The sequence below is a fragment of the Phyllobacterium sp. T2-21 genome (assembly GCF_055378485.1).
On record NZ_AP027914.1, the window covers coordinates 230,205 to 248,416 of the forward strand.

Annotated in this window: 16 protein-coding genes and 1 pseudogene; 3 read left to right on the plus strand and 14 right to left on the minus strand. The window is 59.4% G+C overall.

Features of this window, described 5'->3' with window-relative positions; all coding sequences use genetic code 11:
• Positions 1–24 precede the first annotated feature (24 nt).
• Together ACZ5FP_RS21400 and ACZ5FP_RS21405 are read right to left on the minus strand one after the other, a co-directional pair.
• Entirely contained in the window at positions 25–1,581 is a 1,557-nt protein-coding gene (locus ACZ5FP_RS21400; RefSeq protein WP_464664071.1) for a B12-binding domain-containing radical SAM protein, read from the minus strand.
• A gap of 210 nt (positions 1,582–1,791) precedes the next feature.
• Positions 1,792–2,733 carry an adenylate/guanylate cyclase domain-containing protein gene (locus tag ACZ5FP_RS21405; protein ID WP_464664072.1) on the minus strand — a complete coding sequence of 314 codons (942 nt, stop codon included), beginning with the start codon at positions 2,731–2,733 and terminating at the stop codon, positions 1,792–1,794.
• A gap of 179 nt (positions 2,734–2,912) precedes the next feature.
• Here ACZ5FP_RS21405 and ACZ5FP_RS21410 point away from each other — a divergent pair, with 179 nt between their 5' ends.
• Complete coding sequence (locus tag ACZ5FP_RS21410; protein WP_464664074.1) at positions 2,913–3,545, plus strand: PadR family transcriptional regulator; 633 nt, start codon at positions 2,913–2,915, stop codon at positions 3,543–3,545.
• A 30-nt stretch (positions 3,546–3,575) separates the two neighbouring features.
• Positions 3,576–4,918 (plus strand): annotated as a pseudogene (locus ACZ5FP_RS21415) (FAD-dependent oxidoreductase).
• On the opposite strand, the gene ACZ5FP_RS21420 reads toward ACZ5FP_RS21415, so the two are convergent.
• The 7 genes from ACZ5FP_RS21420 to ACZ5FP_RS21450 all read right to left on the minus strand — a co-directional run bounded on the left by ACZ5FP_RS21420 (position 4,915) and on the right by ACZ5FP_RS21450 (position 11,826).
• A complete protein-coding gene (locus ACZ5FP_RS21420) occupies positions 4,915–5,583 on the minus strand; it encodes a DUF2161 domain-containing phosphodiesterase (RefSeq protein WP_464664075.1) in 669 nt (222 codons plus the stop codon). The pseudogene ACZ5FP_RS21415 and the gene ACZ5FP_RS21420 overlap by 4 nt on opposite strands.
• A 100-nt stretch (positions 5,584–5,683) precedes the next feature.
• A complete protein-coding gene (locus ACZ5FP_RS21425) occupies positions 5,684–6,757 on the minus strand; it encodes an ABC transporter ATP-binding protein (RefSeq protein WP_464664077.1) in 1,074 nt (357 codons plus the stop codon).
• Between the two features lie 8 nt (positions 6,758–6,765).
• Complete coding sequence (locus tag ACZ5FP_RS21430; protein ID WP_464664462.1) at positions 6,766–7,542, minus strand: carbohydrate ABC transporter permease; 777 nt, start codon at positions 7,540–7,542, stop codon at positions 6,766–6,768.
• Between the two features lie 47 nt (positions 7,543–7,589).
• A complete protein-coding gene (locus tag ACZ5FP_RS21435) occupies positions 7,590–8,492 on the minus strand; it encodes a carbohydrate ABC transporter permease (protein WP_223615241.1) in 903 nt (300 codons plus the stop codon).
• A 68-nt stretch (positions 8,493–8,560) separates the two neighbouring features.
• Positions 8,561–9,772, minus strand: coding sequence for an ABC transporter substrate-binding protein (locus tag ACZ5FP_RS21440; RefSeq protein ID WP_464664079.1), 1,212 nt, complete (start codon positions 9,770–9,772; stop codon positions 8,561–8,563).
• A gap of 123 nt (positions 9,773–9,895) precedes the next feature.
• Positions 9,896–10,792 (minus strand): sugar phosphate isomerase/epimerase family protein, encoded by an 897-nt coding sequence (locus tag ACZ5FP_RS21445; RefSeq protein WP_464664081.1) that lies wholly within the window; start codon positions 10,790–10,792, stop codon positions 9,896–9,898.
• Positions 10,793–10,803: 11 nt separating this feature from the next.
• Positions 10,804–11,826 carry a Gfo/Idh/MocA family protein gene (locus ACZ5FP_RS21450; RefSeq protein WP_464664082.1) on the minus strand — a complete coding sequence of 341 codons (1,023 nt, stop codon included), beginning with the start codon at positions 11,824–11,826 and terminating at the stop codon, positions 10,804–10,806.
• A gap of 164 nt (positions 11,827–11,990) precedes the next feature.
• On the opposite strand from ACZ5FP_RS21450, the gene ACZ5FP_RS21455 reads away from it, so the two are divergent.
• Entirely contained in the window at positions 11,991–13,025 is a 1,035-nt protein-coding gene (locus ACZ5FP_RS21455; protein ID WP_464664083.1) for a LacI family DNA-binding transcriptional regulator, read from the plus strand.
• On the opposite strand, the gene ACZ5FP_RS21460 is transcribed toward ACZ5FP_RS21455, so the two are convergent.
• The 5 genes from ACZ5FP_RS21460 to ACZ5FP_RS21480 all read right to left on the minus strand — a co-directional run bounded on the left by ACZ5FP_RS21460 (position 13,018) and on the right by ACZ5FP_RS21480 (position 18,209).
• Positions 13,018–13,761, minus strand: a complete 744-nt coding sequence (locus tag ACZ5FP_RS21460) for an ATP-binding cassette domain-containing protein (RefSeq protein WP_223615246.1) — start codon at positions 13,759–13,761, stop codon at positions 13,018–13,020. The two genes, ACZ5FP_RS21455 and ACZ5FP_RS21460, sit on opposite strands and share 8 nt — an antisense overlap.
• A 10-nt stretch (positions 13,762–13,771) precedes the next feature.
• Complete coding sequence (locus tag ACZ5FP_RS21465) at positions 13,772–14,971, minus strand: alanine racemase (RefSeq protein ID WP_464664085.1); 1,200 nt, start codon at positions 14,969–14,971, stop codon at positions 13,772–13,774.
• Between the two features lie 11 nt (positions 14,972–14,982).
• The gene (locus tag ACZ5FP_RS21470; RefSeq protein ID WP_464664087.1) at positions 14,983–15,966 is read right to left on the minus strand and encodes an ABC transporter permease; all 984 of its coding nucleotides are present in this window, start codon (positions 15,964–15,966) and stop codon (positions 14,983–14,985) included.
• Between the two features lie 67 nt (positions 15,967–16,033).
• A complete protein-coding gene (locus tag ACZ5FP_RS21475) occupies positions 16,034–17,098 on the minus strand; it encodes a substrate-binding domain-containing protein (protein WP_464664089.1) in 1,065 nt (354 codons plus the stop codon).
• 49 nt (positions 17,099–17,147) lie between these two features.
• The gene (locus ACZ5FP_RS21480; protein ID WP_464664091.1) at positions 17,148–18,209 is read right to left on the minus strand and encodes a substrate-binding domain-containing protein; all 1,062 of its coding nucleotides are present in this window, start codon (positions 18,207–18,209) and stop codon (positions 17,148–17,150) included.
• Positions 18,210–18,212 lie beyond the last annotated feature (3 nt).

Sequence of the window (18,212 nt, forward strand, 5' to 3'; positions counted from 1 at the left end):
TCACGTCACCCGGCGTTTTACTCCCTAGAACGAGTTCACAATCGGGCCAGTCTGCATCCGCGCGATCATCGTATGGGCATGATAGTGCATCGCGCATTTTATCGCATAAATCTGCATTACCACCGGCGAGCGGCGGCGCTTCAACATGGCCCATATCCGCCGGCGGTAGGTGCGGCGCAGTTCCTTGTCGGGGACCTGCCGCATCAGGCGCAGAAAGATGCCGACGGCTTCGAGCATCCATTCCGCATTGAGCTTTACAAACTGCAAGGGATGGCGGCGCAAATGGCGCAGCCGCGTCTGCTCCGGTTCGATGCGCTCATCCAGATAAAGCGCATCGAGCCGGTCGAAATAGGCTTGGGGATTGTGAAGATCCTGCATGACCGCGAGATAGCCGTCGCGCAGTGCCTCGCGGCTGAGGTTGAGCGGAATGACATTGGTGCCAAAGGGCTGCTGATCCTCCGGATCAAGCCGCCCCTCCTTGAGCAACCGCGTGTAGAGCGGGGTCTTCGGTATGGCCGCCAGCATGCCAACCATGGCGTTGACGATCCGCGCTTCCTTGATAAAGGCGCGCTGCGCGTCGAAAATCGAGGCATCGTCGCTGTCGAAGCCGAGGATCATGCCGCACCACACTTCCATGCCTGAGCGCTGGATGGTGTGCACCTTTTCCAGCATGGTGGCGCCCTTGCGCAGATTCTGCAGCTTTTTCGTCTCCCGCAGTGCTGCCTCGTTCGGGGTTTCAATGCCGATGAAGACCACGCGAATGTTGGTATCGACCATCAATTGCATCAGTTCCGGATCATCCGCCAGATCAATGGAGGCTTCGGTCACGAAGGTCATGGGATAATTGTGCGCGACCTGCCAGGCGATGACCTCGCGCAACACTTCCTTTATCGCCTTCTTGTTGCCGATGAGGTTGTCATCGACAATGAAGGCCGTATCCATGCCTGTCGCCAGCAATGCCTCCACTTCGGCCAGAATCTGTTGACCCGTCTTGATGCGGGGCTTACGGCCAAAGACAACGATGATGTCGCAGAACTCGCAAGTAAACGGACAGCCCCGGGAGAACTGGATGCTTCCCACCGCATAATCGTCCATTTTCAGGAGATCAAAGCGCGGCACCGGAACCGTGCTCATATCTGTCTTGTCAGCCTGCTCGTACCGGCGTGAATGCCGGTGTTCAGCCCATTCGGTCAGGAATTGCGGCCAGGTTTCTTCGGCTTCACCAATGAACGCCACATCAGCGAGATCGGCGAAATAGTTCTCCTGGACAGTGATCCATGGGCCTCCGACCACGACAAAACAGCCCCGTCGCTTCAATTCCGTGATGATTTCCTTCATGCGGAAGCGCTGCACGATCATACCGGTAACCCCGACAATGTCGGCGCTGGCACACAGATCATAGTCGATGTCTTCCACGTTCTCATCGATGAGCGTGACCGTGTGTTCGGCAGGGGTCAGGGCCGCCAGCAAAGGCAGGCAGGCCACAGGAAGGTTGGCTTTTGCGTCGAATATGGGCAGGGCATGTTCCAGCCCCCAGTAAGAAGCTTCAAAACGCGGATTAATCAGCACGATATGGGGCATTGCAGTCACCCTTTTTGTTTGCTGTTAAAATGCTATATGTCTGTCCCGTTCCCGCTTGCGAATGGTATGCCTGTCTTTGAGGCTGATCCCTGCGACGTCATCGCCTTGAGAAAAAACCTGTTCCCGTCTGTATACTCCCCAATATCGGCCAATGATATCTCCAACTATCGGCCAAAATATGATGCGGCGAATAGTAAATTCATTGGCGGCTCAGCTCCGGACACCGCTCCTCTGGCGCGTGAACCAGCGGATGCTGCCGGCAACCGCAAAGGCAAGCAGCGGCCATGCGGCCCAGAACGTCCCGCTCCAGGTGATAAGGTTGATGCCGAGGAGGACGAACCCGACCATTGCCAGCATGGCGACGAACCGGTCAAGGCGGGTGGTCCGCACCCACAGACCGAAAGCAAGAGCAGCAAAGGCCAGGAGAGGCCACGCAGCCCAGAAATAGCCACTCCATGTGAGAAAATTGATGGCGGTAATCCCGGTGGCGATGGTTGCCAGCACACCGAACCGCCCTCTCCTGAACGGCAAAGGCTCCGGGTGTGCTTGCGTTTGGGTTCGCCGTAAATGGTCATGATGCGGCGGCGGCCCGGATTGCAGGGAAGGCCTCTGCGGACCGGATCCTCTGTCTTCTCCGATACGCACGGCATAGCTGGCTATACCGCCTTCAATGTTCTTGAGCGAAAGCTCGCCGAGATAGTCAAACCCGACGGTCAGCTTGTTGCGGACCTGATCGAAAACCGTGCTTGAAATCACGATGCCGCCGGGAGGGGCAGAGGCCTGCAACCGCGCGGCGACATTCACCCCGTCGCCATAGATATCGTCGCCTTCGGCAATGACATCCCCGAGATTGATACCGATGCGGAAAAGCATGCGGGCATCGTTCAAACGTTTGGCGTTATAACCGGCGAGCTCGTTCTGCACATCGATTGCCGCGCGCACCGCCTCGACGACGCTGGAAAACTCAGCAATGAGCCCATCGCCCCAAGTGTTGATGACCCGGCCGGCATGCGCTTCGATCAAACGTCGCATCGCATCGCGGTACTGGTTGAGCGTATCGAGCGTCCGCTCTTCGTCCACCTGCATGAGACGGGTGTAGTCTTGAACATCCGCAGAGAAAATCGTGGTGAGCTTGCGACGCGTTTCAGACATGGTCTTCATTTTCCCGGTTCCTGGCTCTGGCAAGAAATCCATCCGACGTCGGCGGAGAATATAGCGTGTCGCTGAATGTGGGAAGCACCTGCCGGGGCAGGAGAACAAATATCGAGACCTGCCGTTCGGGCAGCGCTTCGCAATAGGCTTGACATAGTATTTTTATTACTAGTATATATATGACTATGAAAACAATCAAACGCTCCCCGATCGCCCTTGCAATCCTCGCCATGCTGTATGAGGCACCCATGCATCCCTACCGCATGCAACAGCTCATCAAGGAACGCGGCAAGGATGAGGTCATCAATGTCACCCAGCGTGCAAGTCTCTATCAGACGGTCAACCGGCTGGAACGGGAAGGATTGATTGCCTCGCAGGGCACCTCCCGCGACGAGAACCGGCCCGAACGCACGGTCTATGAGCTCAGCCCGACCGGGCGCGCAATCATGCTGCAATGGATGCGGGAAATCCTTTCCACGCCATCACAGGAATTCCCGGATTTTCCCGCGGCAATCTCGTTTCTGCCGCTCCTGACGCCCGACGATGCCCGGCTGCAGCTCGAGCAGCGCGCCGTCGCGCTGCAGGCGGAAATCGACCGGATCGAACAAAATTTGCGCCACGCAATCGCGATGCCGGTGCCCCGTCTCTTTCTCCTGGAAATGGAATATCTGAGCGCAACCTATGGCACGCAGCTTGCGTGGGTGCGTGCTGTCACCGCCGACCTTCAGTCCGGCAAACTGACCTGGAGCGAAGCCTGGCTTCGCCAGATTGCAATGGAACTTTCCCAGCCCAGCGAACACACGTCTTCCTAGCGAAAGGCCAAGACCATGAAAACGAATACCTTGCAGGTGATCATCATCGGCGCGGGGACCGGAGGACTTTGCCTTGCGCATGGTCTCAAGCGGGCCGGCATCGGTGTCCGGGTGTATGAACGCGACCGCACGCGGCGCGATGGCCTGCATGGCTATCGCGTCGGCATCAGCCCTGCGGGAAGCCAGGCGCTCAAGAGCTGCCTGCCGCCAGAGCTTTTTGATCTCTTTGTTGCCACCTGCGCGCGGGCACCCCGCCATTTCAACATGTTGACGGAAAACATGTCCGAGCTGATATCCATGCCGGTACCCGGCAGCGATGATCCGGTCGACAGCGAAAAATCGGTCAGCCGCATGACACTGCGCCAAGTCCTGCTCACCGGGCTCGAGGATTGTGTCGTGTTCGACAAGACATTCTCAAGCTACCGGAACAATGAAGACGGCACGGTCACCATCGTCTTCGATGACGGTTCAACGGATACGGGCGATGTGCTGGTCGGTGCCGACGGCGCCAACTCGCGCGTTCGCCTGCAACGGCTGCCCGAGGCGCGCATGGAGGATACGGGCATCGCATCCATCGGCGGCAAGGTTGCGCTCACACCCGAAACCAGAGCGCTTCTTCCGGACAAGGTTTTTCACGGCATATCGATGATCATGGCACCGAAGGGCTATGGCGCCATTCTTCACGTCATGGAGTTCAAATGGGACAATGACGGCGTGAAGCACGGCGTCGGCGGCAATGATGCCGACCTGATTGCAGAATGGCCCGGACTGCTTTTCGACAACACCCGCGATTACATCATGTGGGGTGTCTGGGGTGCGCGCAAGAACCTGCCGGAGGATCCCGCGTCCCTTCCCGGCCCCGACCTTGCCAGGATCGCCGCGAAGATGACCCGGGACTGGCATCCCGACCTGCGCCGCCTGATCGCGCTTTCCGATCCAACCACCATCTTTCGCGTCAATATCCGCACGTCGGTTCCGGTTTCCCCGTGGCAATCGTCGAACGTGACGCTGCTCGGCGATGCCATACACACCATGACGCCCGGACGCGGCGTTGGCGCCAATACCGCCATGCGGGATGCTTCCTTGCTGTGCGGGCGGCTCACCGAGGTGCGGACGGTGTCATGCCGCTGGTGGAAGCCCTGCACGCCTACGAAGCCGAAATGCTGGAATACAGCGCGCGGGCAGTGCTCGAGTCACGCAAGCAGATGGACGCAAACGGCCTCAGCCACAGGCCGGTGCTCGGCCGCATCCAGCTGGCGGTCATCCGCGGCGCATTGCGCATCATCAATGCTGTCCCGGCTCTCAAGCGCCGCATGACTGACTCCGAAACCCGCCTGCGCAAAATCGACAACAAGCATGAATTTACGGCTTAGACGGGGTCGCTTGCCGGGGATGGAGGCCAGCGTTTCAACGCATCCATTCCTGCCTGCGTCAGGGCATAGACGCCCCTGTCGACACGCTCGAACCATCCGTAGACATTGCCGCGCAATATCTGCGGAGCATTGGGGGCAACGGCGCGCAGATCGCGCGGCCGCAAATGACCACGCTGCAGCGCCTCGGCACAGGCAAGCGCCTGCTGGCGGTATGCCGTCATGATCGGCGTGCGGGAACCGCCGCCCGATGTTGGATCGCCCTTGCGGCGCCGGTGCTCCGCAACCAGTCGCGAACGCTTGCGCGCATTGTTTCGCGGCATCGGCGCGGCCGGGCTGACAATGATACTGACCACACCGCCATCCGACACACCCAGCATGCCGAAACCCAGCCGGCGGCAGAGGTCGCGGAACCGGCGGTCGCTTTCGCGTCCCTTGCCCCGCGCCGAAATGCGCGCCGCAAGCCAGACTTCATCGCTGAGAGCCGCCCGGTCGACCGCCTGTAGGAGGAGCTCAAGATTGAAACTGAGCTTAAGTTCGCAAATGACCACCAAAGGCGGCTCACCATCGCTCAGCGCGACGATATCACAACCGACGATCTCACCTTTGACGCTATAGCCGGCCTCCTCAAGAAAGCCTTTGATCGGGAGATAGAGCGCAGTCTCCAAAGTGCATCCTTTACCATACATGCCATCCCCTCACGTTCGCAAAGCGAATGTGAGAGGCGGGTGTCGCCCTATAGCATTTGAGCGGGCAAAGCGGAAAGGGTCAGAAGACGGCAAGCTCCGTTTCCGGATCGAACAGGTGCACATTCCCCGGCGCGATAAAGAGCTCTGTCTCGCGGCCCCGGCTCACCCCCGGCCTGCCGCTATGGGCGGCCACCACCTGCTGGGAGGCGATGGATGCCGTCACGAATGTCATGCTCCCCGTCGACTCCACCGCTTCCACGACAACCTTGATCGCCAGATCACCGGCTTCGCGGGTGAAGGCAAGATGCTCCGGACGCAGGCCGGCCAGCAAACGCCGGCCGGGGGCCAGCGCGCGACCGAGCATGAGCGATTGAGCCTGATCCTTCTCCAGCATCAGCCTGTTGCCATCGGGCCCGACCGTGACCGGAATGAAATTCATGGCGGGCGACCCGATAAATCCCGCAACGAACCTGTTGGCAGGCCGGTCGTAAAGGTCGAGCGGGCTGCCCTGCTGCTCAACCACTCCGGCGCGCATGACAACGATATGGTCCGCCATGGTCATGGCCTCGACCTGATCATGCGTCACGTAGACCGATGTCGCCTGCAAGCGTTCATGCAGCTTGCGGATCTCGCTGCGCATGTGCACCCGCAGTGCCGCATCGAGATTGGAGAGAGGTTCGTCGAAGAGAAACACCTTGGGATTGCGCACGATGGCGCGCCCCATGGCGACGCGCTGGCGCTGGCCGCCGGACAGGGCTTTCGGCAGCCGGTCAAGCAGCGTGCCAAGACCCAGCGTTTGCGCGGCGGCACGGGTGCGCTCGGCAATCTCCTGCTTCGGGCGCCGCTTCAGGCGCATCGAATAGTTCATGTTGTGCTCGACATCCATATGCGGATAGAGCGCATAGGACTGGAACACCATCGCCACGTCCCGTTCGCGCGGCGGCTTGTGGACGACACTTTCCCCGGCGATGCGCAGATCGCCGGAACTTGTCTTCTCGAGGCCAGCGAGGGTGCGCAGCAATGTCGACTTGCCGCAGCCCGAAGGCCCCACCAGCGCAACGAAGGCGCCCTGCTCGATGGCAATATTGATGTCCTTCAGCGCGTGAAACCCGCCATAATGCTTGTTCAGGTGGTCGATTTCGATCTGAAACATGGTTCACCTCATTTCAGCGCGCCGGCGGTGAGACCGCTGACGATGCGCCGTTGCAGCAGCATGAATACGAAAAGGATGGGCGTGACGTAGATGGCGGCATAGGTCATGATCCCGTTCCAGTCGCTGGCATCGGGACCCATGAAGGTCTGCAGGCCAACCGTCGCCACCTGCAGCTCGTTCTTGGCAATCAGGGACCGGGCGTAAACATATTCACCGAAGGATTGCAGGAAGATCAGCACAGACGTGACGAGAATGCCGTTGCGCGCCAAAGGCAGCATGATGTTGAAGAACGCGCCGATGCGCGAAGAGCCGTCAACAAGGGCGGCATCCTCCAGCTCGCGCGGCACCTGCACAAATGTGGCCCGGCACAGCACGATATAGAGCGGCAGCATCTTGGCCGTCTGCGCCAGGATGACCGCCACGCGCGGGCTGGCCAGAAGGCCAATCTGATTGAACATGACGAAGATCGGCGTCACCATCAGCGAGGACGGCAGCACCTGCATCATCAGGATGGCGAAGAGGGCCATGTCCATCCAGATATTGCGGACACGCGAGAGAACATAGGCACATCCCGTCCCCATGAACGTGACGAGAATGGTGACTCCAACCGCGATCAGCAGCGAATTCCAGATATACCGCCCCATGCCCCGGCTCTGCCACACCTCGGCAAAACTCCACTGGGGATTTGTCGGCCAGAAAGTTGGCGGATATTGAAATATCTCGGAGCTGCCTTTGAAGGCGGTGAGATACATCCAGTACAACGGGAACAGGTAGATCGCCGTCATCACCAGACCGATGGCGAGGAGAATATAACGTTTCACCGGCGCTCTCCTCAGTAACTGTGTTCGTGGCGGGTGGAGCGGACATAGACGGCGGCAACGACAATGACGAAAAGGATCATCATGACCGAGACCGCGCTGCCCAGCGATATTTCATAGGTCTGGAAGGACAATTGCCACGACCAGTATTGCGCGACGTTGGAACTGTCGGCCGGACCGCCCTGCGTCAGGGCCGCAATGAGATCGAACTGCTGCAGGGTGAAGATCACACCGAGCGAAATGACCGCGCCGAGCTGCGCCCGCATCAGTGGCAGCGTGATCGACCGGAAGCGTTCGAAGGGTCCCGCGCCGTCGAGTTCGGCAGCCTCGTAGACATCGCGCGGAATGGCGGCAAGACCAACGGAGAGCAGGATCATGTTGAAGGGGATGCCGAGCCACACATTGGCAATGATGACCGCGTAAAGCGCGACATCCGGGTCGGACAGCCAGAAGACACGCTCACCGGCAATGCCAAGCGACATCAGCACATAATTGATGACACCGAAATCCCCGGCGAACAGCCATTTCCAGATCGCCCCGACCACCAAAGCCGGCATGATCCAGCCGGCCAGGAACAACCCGCGCAGATAGGTGGCTCCCGGGAAATCCTGCTGGAAAAACAGCGCAAGACCGAAACCGATCGACAGCTGGAAGACGATCGACAGGACAACGAACTTGACGGTGTTCCACAGCACTGCCATCGCAATGGGTTGCGATATCACGTCATAGTAGTTCTGCAGGCCGACGAAGGGGCGGTTGAACGAGGTGATCGTGAACATGTCCACCGTCTGCAGCGACATGATGATGTTGTAGAGAATGGGAAATGCCGAAAACGCGATCAGATAAGCCAATGCCAGACCGAGCAGCAGGATATCAAAGCCGCTCCCGTCCCTGATGGTCCTGATAATGCCCTGCATAGTGCCCTCCCGCCCCATGTGGATTGTTGGCCTGTCCCCGCATAACGAGTGCGAGGACAGGATTTGATCTACTTTTTCAGAACCACGTCGATCTGCTTCTGCGCCGCTGCCAAGGCCGTTTTCGGGTCGCTCTTGCGGGTGAGCGACGACTGTATGGCCGTGTAGATGGCCTTGGAGATCTTCGGCCATTCCGGATGCGGACCGCGGTTGCGCGCATATTTCATGCTTTCCTCGAAGACAGCGTAGATGGCCGGTGTTTTAGGATTGTTGGACTGAATCCTCGCCGCTGGCAGAAAGCCGAAACGGTTCCAGACATCCGGCATCTTACCGTAGAGAAATTCCAGCAGGATGAAGGCTTCCTTCGGGTGCTTGCTGTTGGCGAGAATGACATTGTCGCCCTCGCCCAGGGCCGAAGCCCGGGTGGCGCCCTCATGCGGAACCGGCAGCAGCGCGGCGCGGAAATCGAACTTCGCTTCCTTGCTCATGCGCGGCAGTTCCCATGGTCCGGAGATCGCCATGGCCGCATTTCCGGCATTGAAGGTGCCGGTCGAGTCATATTGCCCGCGGATGAGCGTATCGGGCGAGGCCAGCTTCTCATCGAGCAGCTTGCTCCAGAACTGCAGCACTTTCACACCGCCATCCGTATCCACCTTGTTGTAATCGCCACCCGCCATCTGCAGCCACGGGAGAAACTGGAACGTTCCCTCTTCCGTTGCCACGGCGGAAAAGGCCATTCCATAAATGTTCTTTGGCGGATCATTCAGGGTCTTGGCAGCGACATAAAGCTCATCCCAGGTCCTGGGCGGCTTGTCGGGATCGAGCCCCTTTGCCTTGAACATGTCGGCATTGTAGTAGAGCGCCAGCGTGTTGGCGCCGCGCGGAACACCATAGATCTTGCCATCCCATGTCACCGACGACAGCGGGCCCGGAAAAATATCGTCCTTCCTGATCACCTTCGATTCCGCCAGCATCGGCGAGAGATCAAGAAGCAGTCCGCGCGAGGCGAAGAGCGCCACTTCGGGATTGTCGATATAGGTGACATCGGGCGATTCACCGGTTGCGGTGGCGCGCGCCAGATCATTGACCATATCGCGGAATTGCACGGTTTTGACATTCAGCTTGATGTCCGAGTGCGCCTGCTCGAACTCGTCTTTCAGGAGATAGATATACTGATCCGGCCGGTCGATGGTCCAGATATCAAGCGTCACCGGCTCGGCATGCGCAGCCGTGCCCGACAGCATCAGTGCGGCAGCGGCAATCCAATGCGAAATACTCTTCATAGGTTTCCTCCTCGTGTTGCTCGACACCGGCATTGCGCTTCTTGGCGGCGCGTCTTTCCTGGTCGGATTTAATCTCCATCATCACCGGAACTCCCGTCCGGCAGCGGGCCCACTCGGGGGAAATCAGGGATTGGCGACGAAATCACCGCCACGGCTGTGTTTCAGATAATTCAGGGAATGCACCTGCCCGGTCATTTCCAGATCATTGCGATAGACCGGATCGTGCCAGCCCTCGATATCGATTGATCCCGACCAGCCGGCGAGGCGCAGTTCCGATATGACATCAGTCCAGTTGGTATCGCCAAATCCCGGCGAACGCATGAACACGAACTTCTCCTTGCCGAAAATCCCGTGCTCGCGGATAACCTCCCAGCGGATCGTGGCGTCTTTGCCATGAACATGGAAAATCTTGGTTGCCCATTTGCGGATCTGCGGCAGGGGGTCGATGAGATAGACCATCTGGTGACAGGGCTCCCATTCGAGCCCGAGATTGTCGGCCGGCACTTCGTTGAAGATCATTTCCCAGGCATCCGGCGTATGGGCGATATTCCAGTCGCCGGTTGCCCAGTTGCCGTCCATGGCACAGTTCTCAAAGGCAAGCCTGACGCCCTTGTCGGCGGCTCGCCGCGAAAGTTCGCCCCAGACCTTCTTGAACTGGGGCAGACTGTCTTCAATCCGCTTGCCGCGCACGCGGCCGGTGAACCCGGCAATGGTGTTGGCGCCGAAGAGATGGGCATTGTCGATCAATGCCTCCCAGCCTTTCAGCGTCTCACGATCGATGTCCGTGTCCTCAAGCGGATTGCCGAACATGCCGAGGGTCGAGATCATCACATCGGCGTCGCCAATGGCGTCCTTCAACTGCGCCGCGAGGGTCGGCAGGTCCTTGTTCATCACCTGCCAGAAGAATGGCTCGATGCTCTCGAAGCCATGCGGCAGGATGGTTTTGACATAGGCGGCGGGATCGGGTGCATTGCCTCTGATCATGGTGCCGATGCGGATCGATTGTGCCGGGTTGCTCATTCCGAATTCCTTCAGATCGTGATTTCAATACGCCGTCCGGTTTCGGCGCTTTGGATCGCACCGAACACCATGGCGAGGCTTTTGATATTTTCAGTCCCGGCCGTTTCCGGCGCGGAGCCGCCCCGGGTTGCCGCGATGAAATCCTGCATGACTCCGAGGTGACCGCCGATGCGGTGGGACGCATCAAGGGGAGGTATCTCGACGGCGGTCACCCCGGAGAACAGGCCATCCTTGCCGGAGGCGACGGCTTCGGCCCGTATGTCGTCATGCCCGTCCCAGACAATCGTTCCCTTGCTGCCGACGATGCGCCAGCTGCTTTCCCAGCTGGTCCGCAGACCGTCGGCGCACCAGCTGCCGCGATAGGTGAAGACGGCACCATTGCTGAATTCGAAGATCGCGGCGGCGGAAGAACCCTGACTGTACCAGGAATTGCTTGGCTCCCACTCCCGGGCATAAACCGCGCTGGCAGCGTCCCCGGCGAGAAAGCGCGCCGCATCGAACGTGTGGATCGCCATGTCCAGAAACAGCACATGGCGCATCTCCTCGCGAAATCCGCCGAAATGCGGCCCGAGAAAGAAATCACAATGCAGGCCGGTTATGTCGCCAATGGCTCCAGAGGCAACGAGCTGACGGATGCGGCGGATCTGGGCGAGATAACGCCTGTTCTGCACAACCGCATGAATGCGTCCGGCCCCGCGGGCACGCCCGACGAGGTCCCGCGCCTCGTCCATGGTTTCGGCCATCGGCTTCTCCGATAGCACATGACAACCCGCGTCAAGCCCGGCGGCCACGGTCGCATGGCGGGCGGCCGGAACGACGACGTCGAACAGGAGATCAGGGCTGGTCTTTGCCAGAACAGCGGAAAGACTATCTGAGGCGATTGCCGCGCCGAGGCCAAATTCTGCGATGCGCGCCTCCGCGCGCTCCCTCGCCAGGTCGACAACACCGACGATGTCGATATCGCCAATGCTCCGGGCTGCCTCGAACCATGCTTTGCTCATGGCTCCGCAACCGACTAAAACGGCACGCTGCATTGTCTCTCCTCCCAACGAAATTCACCAGAAACCGGCTAAATCGGTTGCAAATGTCTTCCGTAAACGTTTACGATTTCATATCGGCGAATTATTTTTGTCAATCCCCCTTTCGGTGTTTTAAGAATGAAAGGGCATCAGCGCCGAGTCGCACAGGGAGAAAAAGCGTGAGCATCCGGGACCTTGCCCGCCATCTCGATATTTCGATCGGAACAGTTTCCCGTGCCCTCAACGGGAAGGCTGACGTCAATCAGGAGACGCGCGAGCGTGTGCTTGAGGCGGCGAAGCAACTTGGCTATGTGCCGAACCAGTCCGGCCGCAGTCTGCGACAGGGCACCACCAACACGATCGGCTTCATGATTGAATCAACCATCGAGACGGTCGACACCGGCGGCAGCTTCTTCATGCCTGTCTTCGAAGGCGTTCAGTCAGTGTTCCGGCGCCATCACCTCGACCTCGTCGCACTTCTGTGCGGTACCGACGAAGAGCCTGCCGCCTATCTCAACCGCGTGGTCGCGCGTCGCTTTGTCGACGGGCTGATCATATCGGCAACCACACGTCACGATCCCCGCATTGATTTCCTGCTGGAGCGAAAAATTCCTTTCATCACGCTGGGCCGCAGCGAAACAGCGGGCAATTACCCATGGATCGACCTCGATTTCGAAGGCGTTGCAACGGCAGCGGTCAGGCGGCTTGCCGGGCTGGGTCACAGCCGCATTGCCATTGCCGTACCGGCCAGCGACATCAACCTCGGCTACATCTTTCTCGATGCCTACAAACAGGCCCTCGCCGCCAGCGGCATGGCGTTTGATCCGGACTATGTGTTCCGGTCCCATGCCAACGAGGAAGGTGGCTACCAGATTGCAAGTGCCGTCCTTGCCCAGGGGCGAATGCCGACAGCCATCATCCTCGTCAATGAAAACATGGCCCTCGGACTGTACCGGCGCTTCTACGAGTCCGATATTCACCCGGGCCGCGACATCGCCGTCATCGGTTTCCGCGAGAGCACCCAGAGTCGGTTTCTGTCGCCCACGCTGACCTGTTTCAGGATTTCCCTGCGCGATCTTGGCATCAAGCTGGCGGAATCCCTGCTTTCAACCATGCCTGCTTATGAAGACCATTATCCGCAGGAAAGGGTGCAGCTCGTCTGGCCGCTGCAACTGATCCCCGGCGAGAGCGACAGGCACCAGCCCGTCAATTGACGCCGGTGATCATCGATACGATTTCGTTCTTGTCCGTCTCGGACGTCTTGCGGATACCGATCTGCTTCCCGCGCCGCAAAACACAGATGCGGTCGGAGAGCTTGAAGACCTGGTCCAGACTATGGCTGATGATCAGCACACCGATGTTGCGGGTTTTCAAGGATTGCACGATGGCTTCGACCTTGGCCGTTTCGGCCACGCCCAGCGCCGCCGTCGGCTCATCCAGCAAGATCAGCTTGCTCGCCCAATGGGTTGCCCGCGCGATCGCCACCCCCTGACGCTGCCCGCCGGACAAATCCCGGATCGTGGCATGGGCCGAAGGTATCCGCACATCCAGCTCCTGGACCAGCTTTTCAGTATCGCTGATCATCTTACCGCGATCGAGCAGACCGAAGCGGTTGACCGGCTCGCGGCCGAGGAACATGTTCATGTAAACGGTCTGCTGGTCGGCGAGCGCCAGATCCTGGTACACGACTTCAATGCCATGGGCGCGCGCCATGCTGGCACTTGCCATCGTCACTGTTTCACCCTCGATGGTGATCGTGCCGGCAGATGGGGCGTATACGCCCGAGATGATCTTGATCAGCGTGGATTTTCCCGCCCCGTTGTCGCCGACAAGAGCAACGATTTCACCGGGAAAGATATCCAGCGAGAAATTTTCAATGGCCGTCACGGCATCGAAATTCTTGCGGATGTCGGTCAGTTTGAGAACAGGTGACACGTCGGTGACAGTCATTCGATTTCTCCTATACAGGCCAGGCGGCGGTTTCACCGAAACCGTTTTCGATTGTCTCGACCTTGGGCGCACCTTTTGAAATACCGGACACGCCGACAATATAGGCGCGCGTTACGAAAGCCTGGCCGCGGAAACCGAAAACGGCCGTATCGCCAGGGTGGGGTGAGCCGGGGGAAGTCGCGTCGATCATGGCGTAGTAATCAATGGCCGCGGGCGGCGGCACTTCAACACTGCGCAGCGCCGCGGCACTCACCGTCGGTTCGCGGGTGACAATCGCCTTCACGTCATAATCCGGGAAGATCGGGTCGATGTAGAAACCGCCACCGAAGCAATAGGCCTTGCCTCCGGCAAGATGCGATACCTCGGTCACATACAGTACGGCCGGAAGTTCCGGCAAATCCTCCATGACGTGAAGCGCCGTGGTTCCGTGCAGACCATTGCCCGGTTCGCATTGGGTGGCCCCCGCTTCGGCCAATGCGGCCAGCAACACTGACGATGTCGTTCCCGGCGCATTCACCTCGACATTGGTCCGGCCGGCCTTCTGCAGGGCCTCGGCAGCCTTGGTGAGCGTTGCCAGATTGGGCGTAGGTTTCACCTTGCGCGCGGCATGATCGAACAGGAGTGCCGGGAATGTCGTGATACCGGCGAAGCGGCCGCCCTCCACATCGTCGAGACGGTCGGCAACACCGGCAATATCGTCCGCATCAAATCCGCCCTCATGCCCGCGATAGAAGGTGTCGCCTTCAGCCTTGATGCGGGCAAGCAGGTTCTGCGTGTAACCGGCAGCGCTGGCGCCCTTGCCGGCCTCCGCCGCCTTTTCCGTGTTGAACACCGTCCAGTAGTCCGGGCGAAAACGGGCAGCTGCGGCGGCGGCTTCATGACGCGCGACCTGCTGCAAATGGCCGAGATGCCCGAGCTTGAGGCCTGCATTGTGCACGGCCCGGGCACAGGCCATATCGACGGCAACGGCGGCATCGATACCGCCGCGCTTGATGGCACGGCAGAATGAACTGGACCGGCCGACCTGCTTTGTCATGCCGAAGATTTTCAGGCCCTGTTTGTCCGCTTCCGACTTGAGGACACGCGCATTGGCTTCAACCGCGTCGAGATCAAGCACATAGGCATTGGCCGGAATGCGGCCGGCCTGATGCAGCTGGATTGCGCTTTCCACAAAGGCTGGGTTGCGGCGGCGTAGAATATCGAGAAACATGGAAAACTCCCTCAGCGCGACTTTTCGCGTAGCGAAACCGCCACGGCAGCAAGAATGATCAGACCGCGGACGATCATCTGGTCAGAGACGGACAGGCCCATCAGGATCAGACCGTTGTTCAGCATGCCCATCATCAGCGAACCGACCAGCGCACCGACGATGGAGCCTTTGCCGCCGTTGAGCAGCGTTCCGCCGACGATGACCGCGGCAATGACTGTCATCAGATCGGTTTCACCCAGCGTGTATTTGGCGGCCTGCAGGCGGCCGGCATAGAGGAGGCCAGCCAGTGATGCCAGCACGCCGCTCATCATCAGGACCGTCAGGCGGATGCGTGGAACGCTGATACCGGATACGCTCGCAGCCCGGTTGTTGTCTCCCGTGGCAAGCACATGCGCCCCAAAGCGGGTATGGCGGTAGACGATGTGGCCGATGCATATGGCCCCCACCGTCCACCACACCAGCGAGGGGACGCCGAGCAGTGTTCCGGAGCCGAAAAAGCCGGTGAAGGCGCTGTTTGTCACCGGGATCGAGCGAAGATCGGTCAGCGACCGGGCGACACCGGCAAACAATCCCATGGTGGCAAGCGTCACCAGAAAGGACGGAAGTCTTACGTAAGCAACGAGAACGCCATTGACCAGACCGATCAGCAGACCTGCACACAGACCGGCGGCAATACCGGCCGTCATGCCGTAGCCGTTCATGGCAACTGCGCCCGCAAGCGCGGAGACAGCCACGATGGACCCGATCGAAAGATCGATTTCCCCGGCGGAAAGGACAAACACCAAGCCGATTGCCATGATGGTCACCGGCGCTGTCTGGAGCACAATATTCGACAGGTTGCGGACCGTCAGGAAGCCGCTGTCTCTCAGCACGATCGCAAAGAACAGAAAGATGGCGAGAAACCCGAGATAGACGACATATTGCTGTAGATTCGCCTTGCCCAGAAGGGACAGCGACCGTCCGGACGGCACCAGGCTTGGGTTGGTTTTTGACATGGTATCTTCCTCAAAGGAAAGGTGAAACGGGAGCGGCCGATCCCTGCCGGGACGGCCGCCCGCACAGTCATTTCAATGCTTCGACGATGCTCTCGGGGGCGTCCTTGTTGAGCGAGGTCTTCCATCCCGCAAGGACGTTTTCTTTCGTCACAGCCAATGAGTCGACGACCAGAAAGGGTTCGGCTTTCTTCCCGATCAGCGACCCCGCCGCAGCGCGCGCGGCGGTGCGGCCAATATTGTAAGCCTCGTCGGCAACGAGCGCGGTGAAGCTGCCGCCCTTGACCATGTCAAGCGCTGCCGGTTCATTCAGGTCGAGGGCGACAATCCGGGTGCTGGTATTGCCAGCAGCCTTGAGCGCCGCCAGAACATTGAGCGCCGGTTCGGCCCAGGTGACATAGATACCGTCAAGATCGGGATGCTTGATCAAAAGCCCCTGGGCGATTTCCTCACTGCGCGCGGGATCGGCCATGCCGGCTTCGGCAACGATCTTCATATCGGGATATTTTGTCTCGATGGTTGTTTTGAATGCCCGATCCCGCTGATTGGTCACATAGAAATCGGCATCGTGATAGATGTAGCCGAGCTTCCCCTTCTTGCCGAGGGAGGCAGCCATGGCGTCGGCCGCCTTGCTGCCCATCTGGAACAGGTCATCGGAGACAATGGTCACATAGTCCTTGCCATGCTCGTATCCCGCCGGCGAATTGTCGATGAAGGCAAGCTTGACCCCGGCCTTGCGCGCGGGATCATAGACCGCTGCCGCGGTAGTCGGATCGACAGGCAGCGACACGATGATCGTCGGCTTCTTCGCCAGGACCGTTTCCACGTCGGACTGTTGGCGGGCACTGTCAAAGCTGGCATTGGTCTCCGCTACGATCGTGATGCCGAGCGCGGCGAATTCTGCTTCCGCCCCGCGATTGACCGCATTGGTGTATTCGCTCATCTCGTGCCAGACCAGCGCGGCGGTATAGTTGCCGTCCTTGATCTTCTGGACCTCGTCAGCGGTGAGGGTCACGCTGGCGGCGGGCGTCGGCTTTTCGCCATGCGGTCCGACGGTTACCCCTTCAGCCGCGAAGGCCTGCGTTGCGAAGATGCTGACAGCAAGCGCTGCCGACAATGTGAGAAATCTGGACATGACTGCCCCCTTGATTGGTTTGTCGAAAGTTGAACCGTACTGCTTCGCGCTATTTCACGGCGTCGAGGATGGATTGCGGTGCATCGCGGTTGAGCGATTCCTTCCAGCCTGAAGCGATGGTCTCTTTGGTTACGGTCAATGCCGGAGCGACGATAAAAGGCGGTGTTGCCTGATTGAGCAGGGATTTCAGGCCTGTCGCCGCCATTGTGCGGCCAAGCTCGTAGGCTTTGTCGGCAACCAGCGCCGTCACATTGCCGCCCTTGGCCATATCGAGACCCACGGGCTCGGCAAGATCGAGCGTGACGATCTTCGTCTTGGTGTTTCCGGCAGCGCGCAAGGCAGCAAGCACGCCGTCGGCGGGCTCCGCCCAGGTCACATAGATGCCGTCAAGATCAGGGTTCTGCAGCAGCATCGCACTTGCCAGTTCCTCGGCGCGTGATGGATCCGAAATACCCTTTTGGGCAACGATCTTGATGTCCGGATAGTCTTTCTCGATTGTCGATTTGAACGCATTGTCGCGCTGGTTGGTGACATAATAGGTAGCATCGTGGAAAATCCAGCCAACCCTGCCTTTGCCGCCGATGGATTTCGCCAGGGCATCGGCCGCCTGCTTGCCCATCTGGAAGAGGTCATCCGTCACAATGGCCGCATAATCGGAGCCTTGCTTGTAACCCGCCGGTACATTCGACAGGAACACAAGCTTGGTATGATCGGCAATCGCCTGCTTGAAGGCCTCGGCCGAGGTCACCGGATCAAGCGGCAGAGCCAGGACAACATCGGGCTTGGCGGCAAGCGCCGTTTCGATATCGCTGCGCTGGCGCGCGGCATCAAAACCGGCATCTGTCGTGACAACGACTTTCACACCGGCGCGGGCAAACTCATCCTTTGCGCCAGCTGAAACAGCATTCACGAAATCCGATGATGTATGCCAGAGCAGGGCCGCCTTGTAGCCCTTGTCTTTCAGCGAGGCGAAATCGGCATCAGACAGGGTAATGGCGGAGCTTGGCGTTGCCGCTTCTCCCGACGGTCCGACTGTCTGCGCAAATGACGCAGAAGCCGACAGCAAGAAACAGGTCAGAGCCGTTGCATTCAGAAATCTTTTCACAAGCATTGG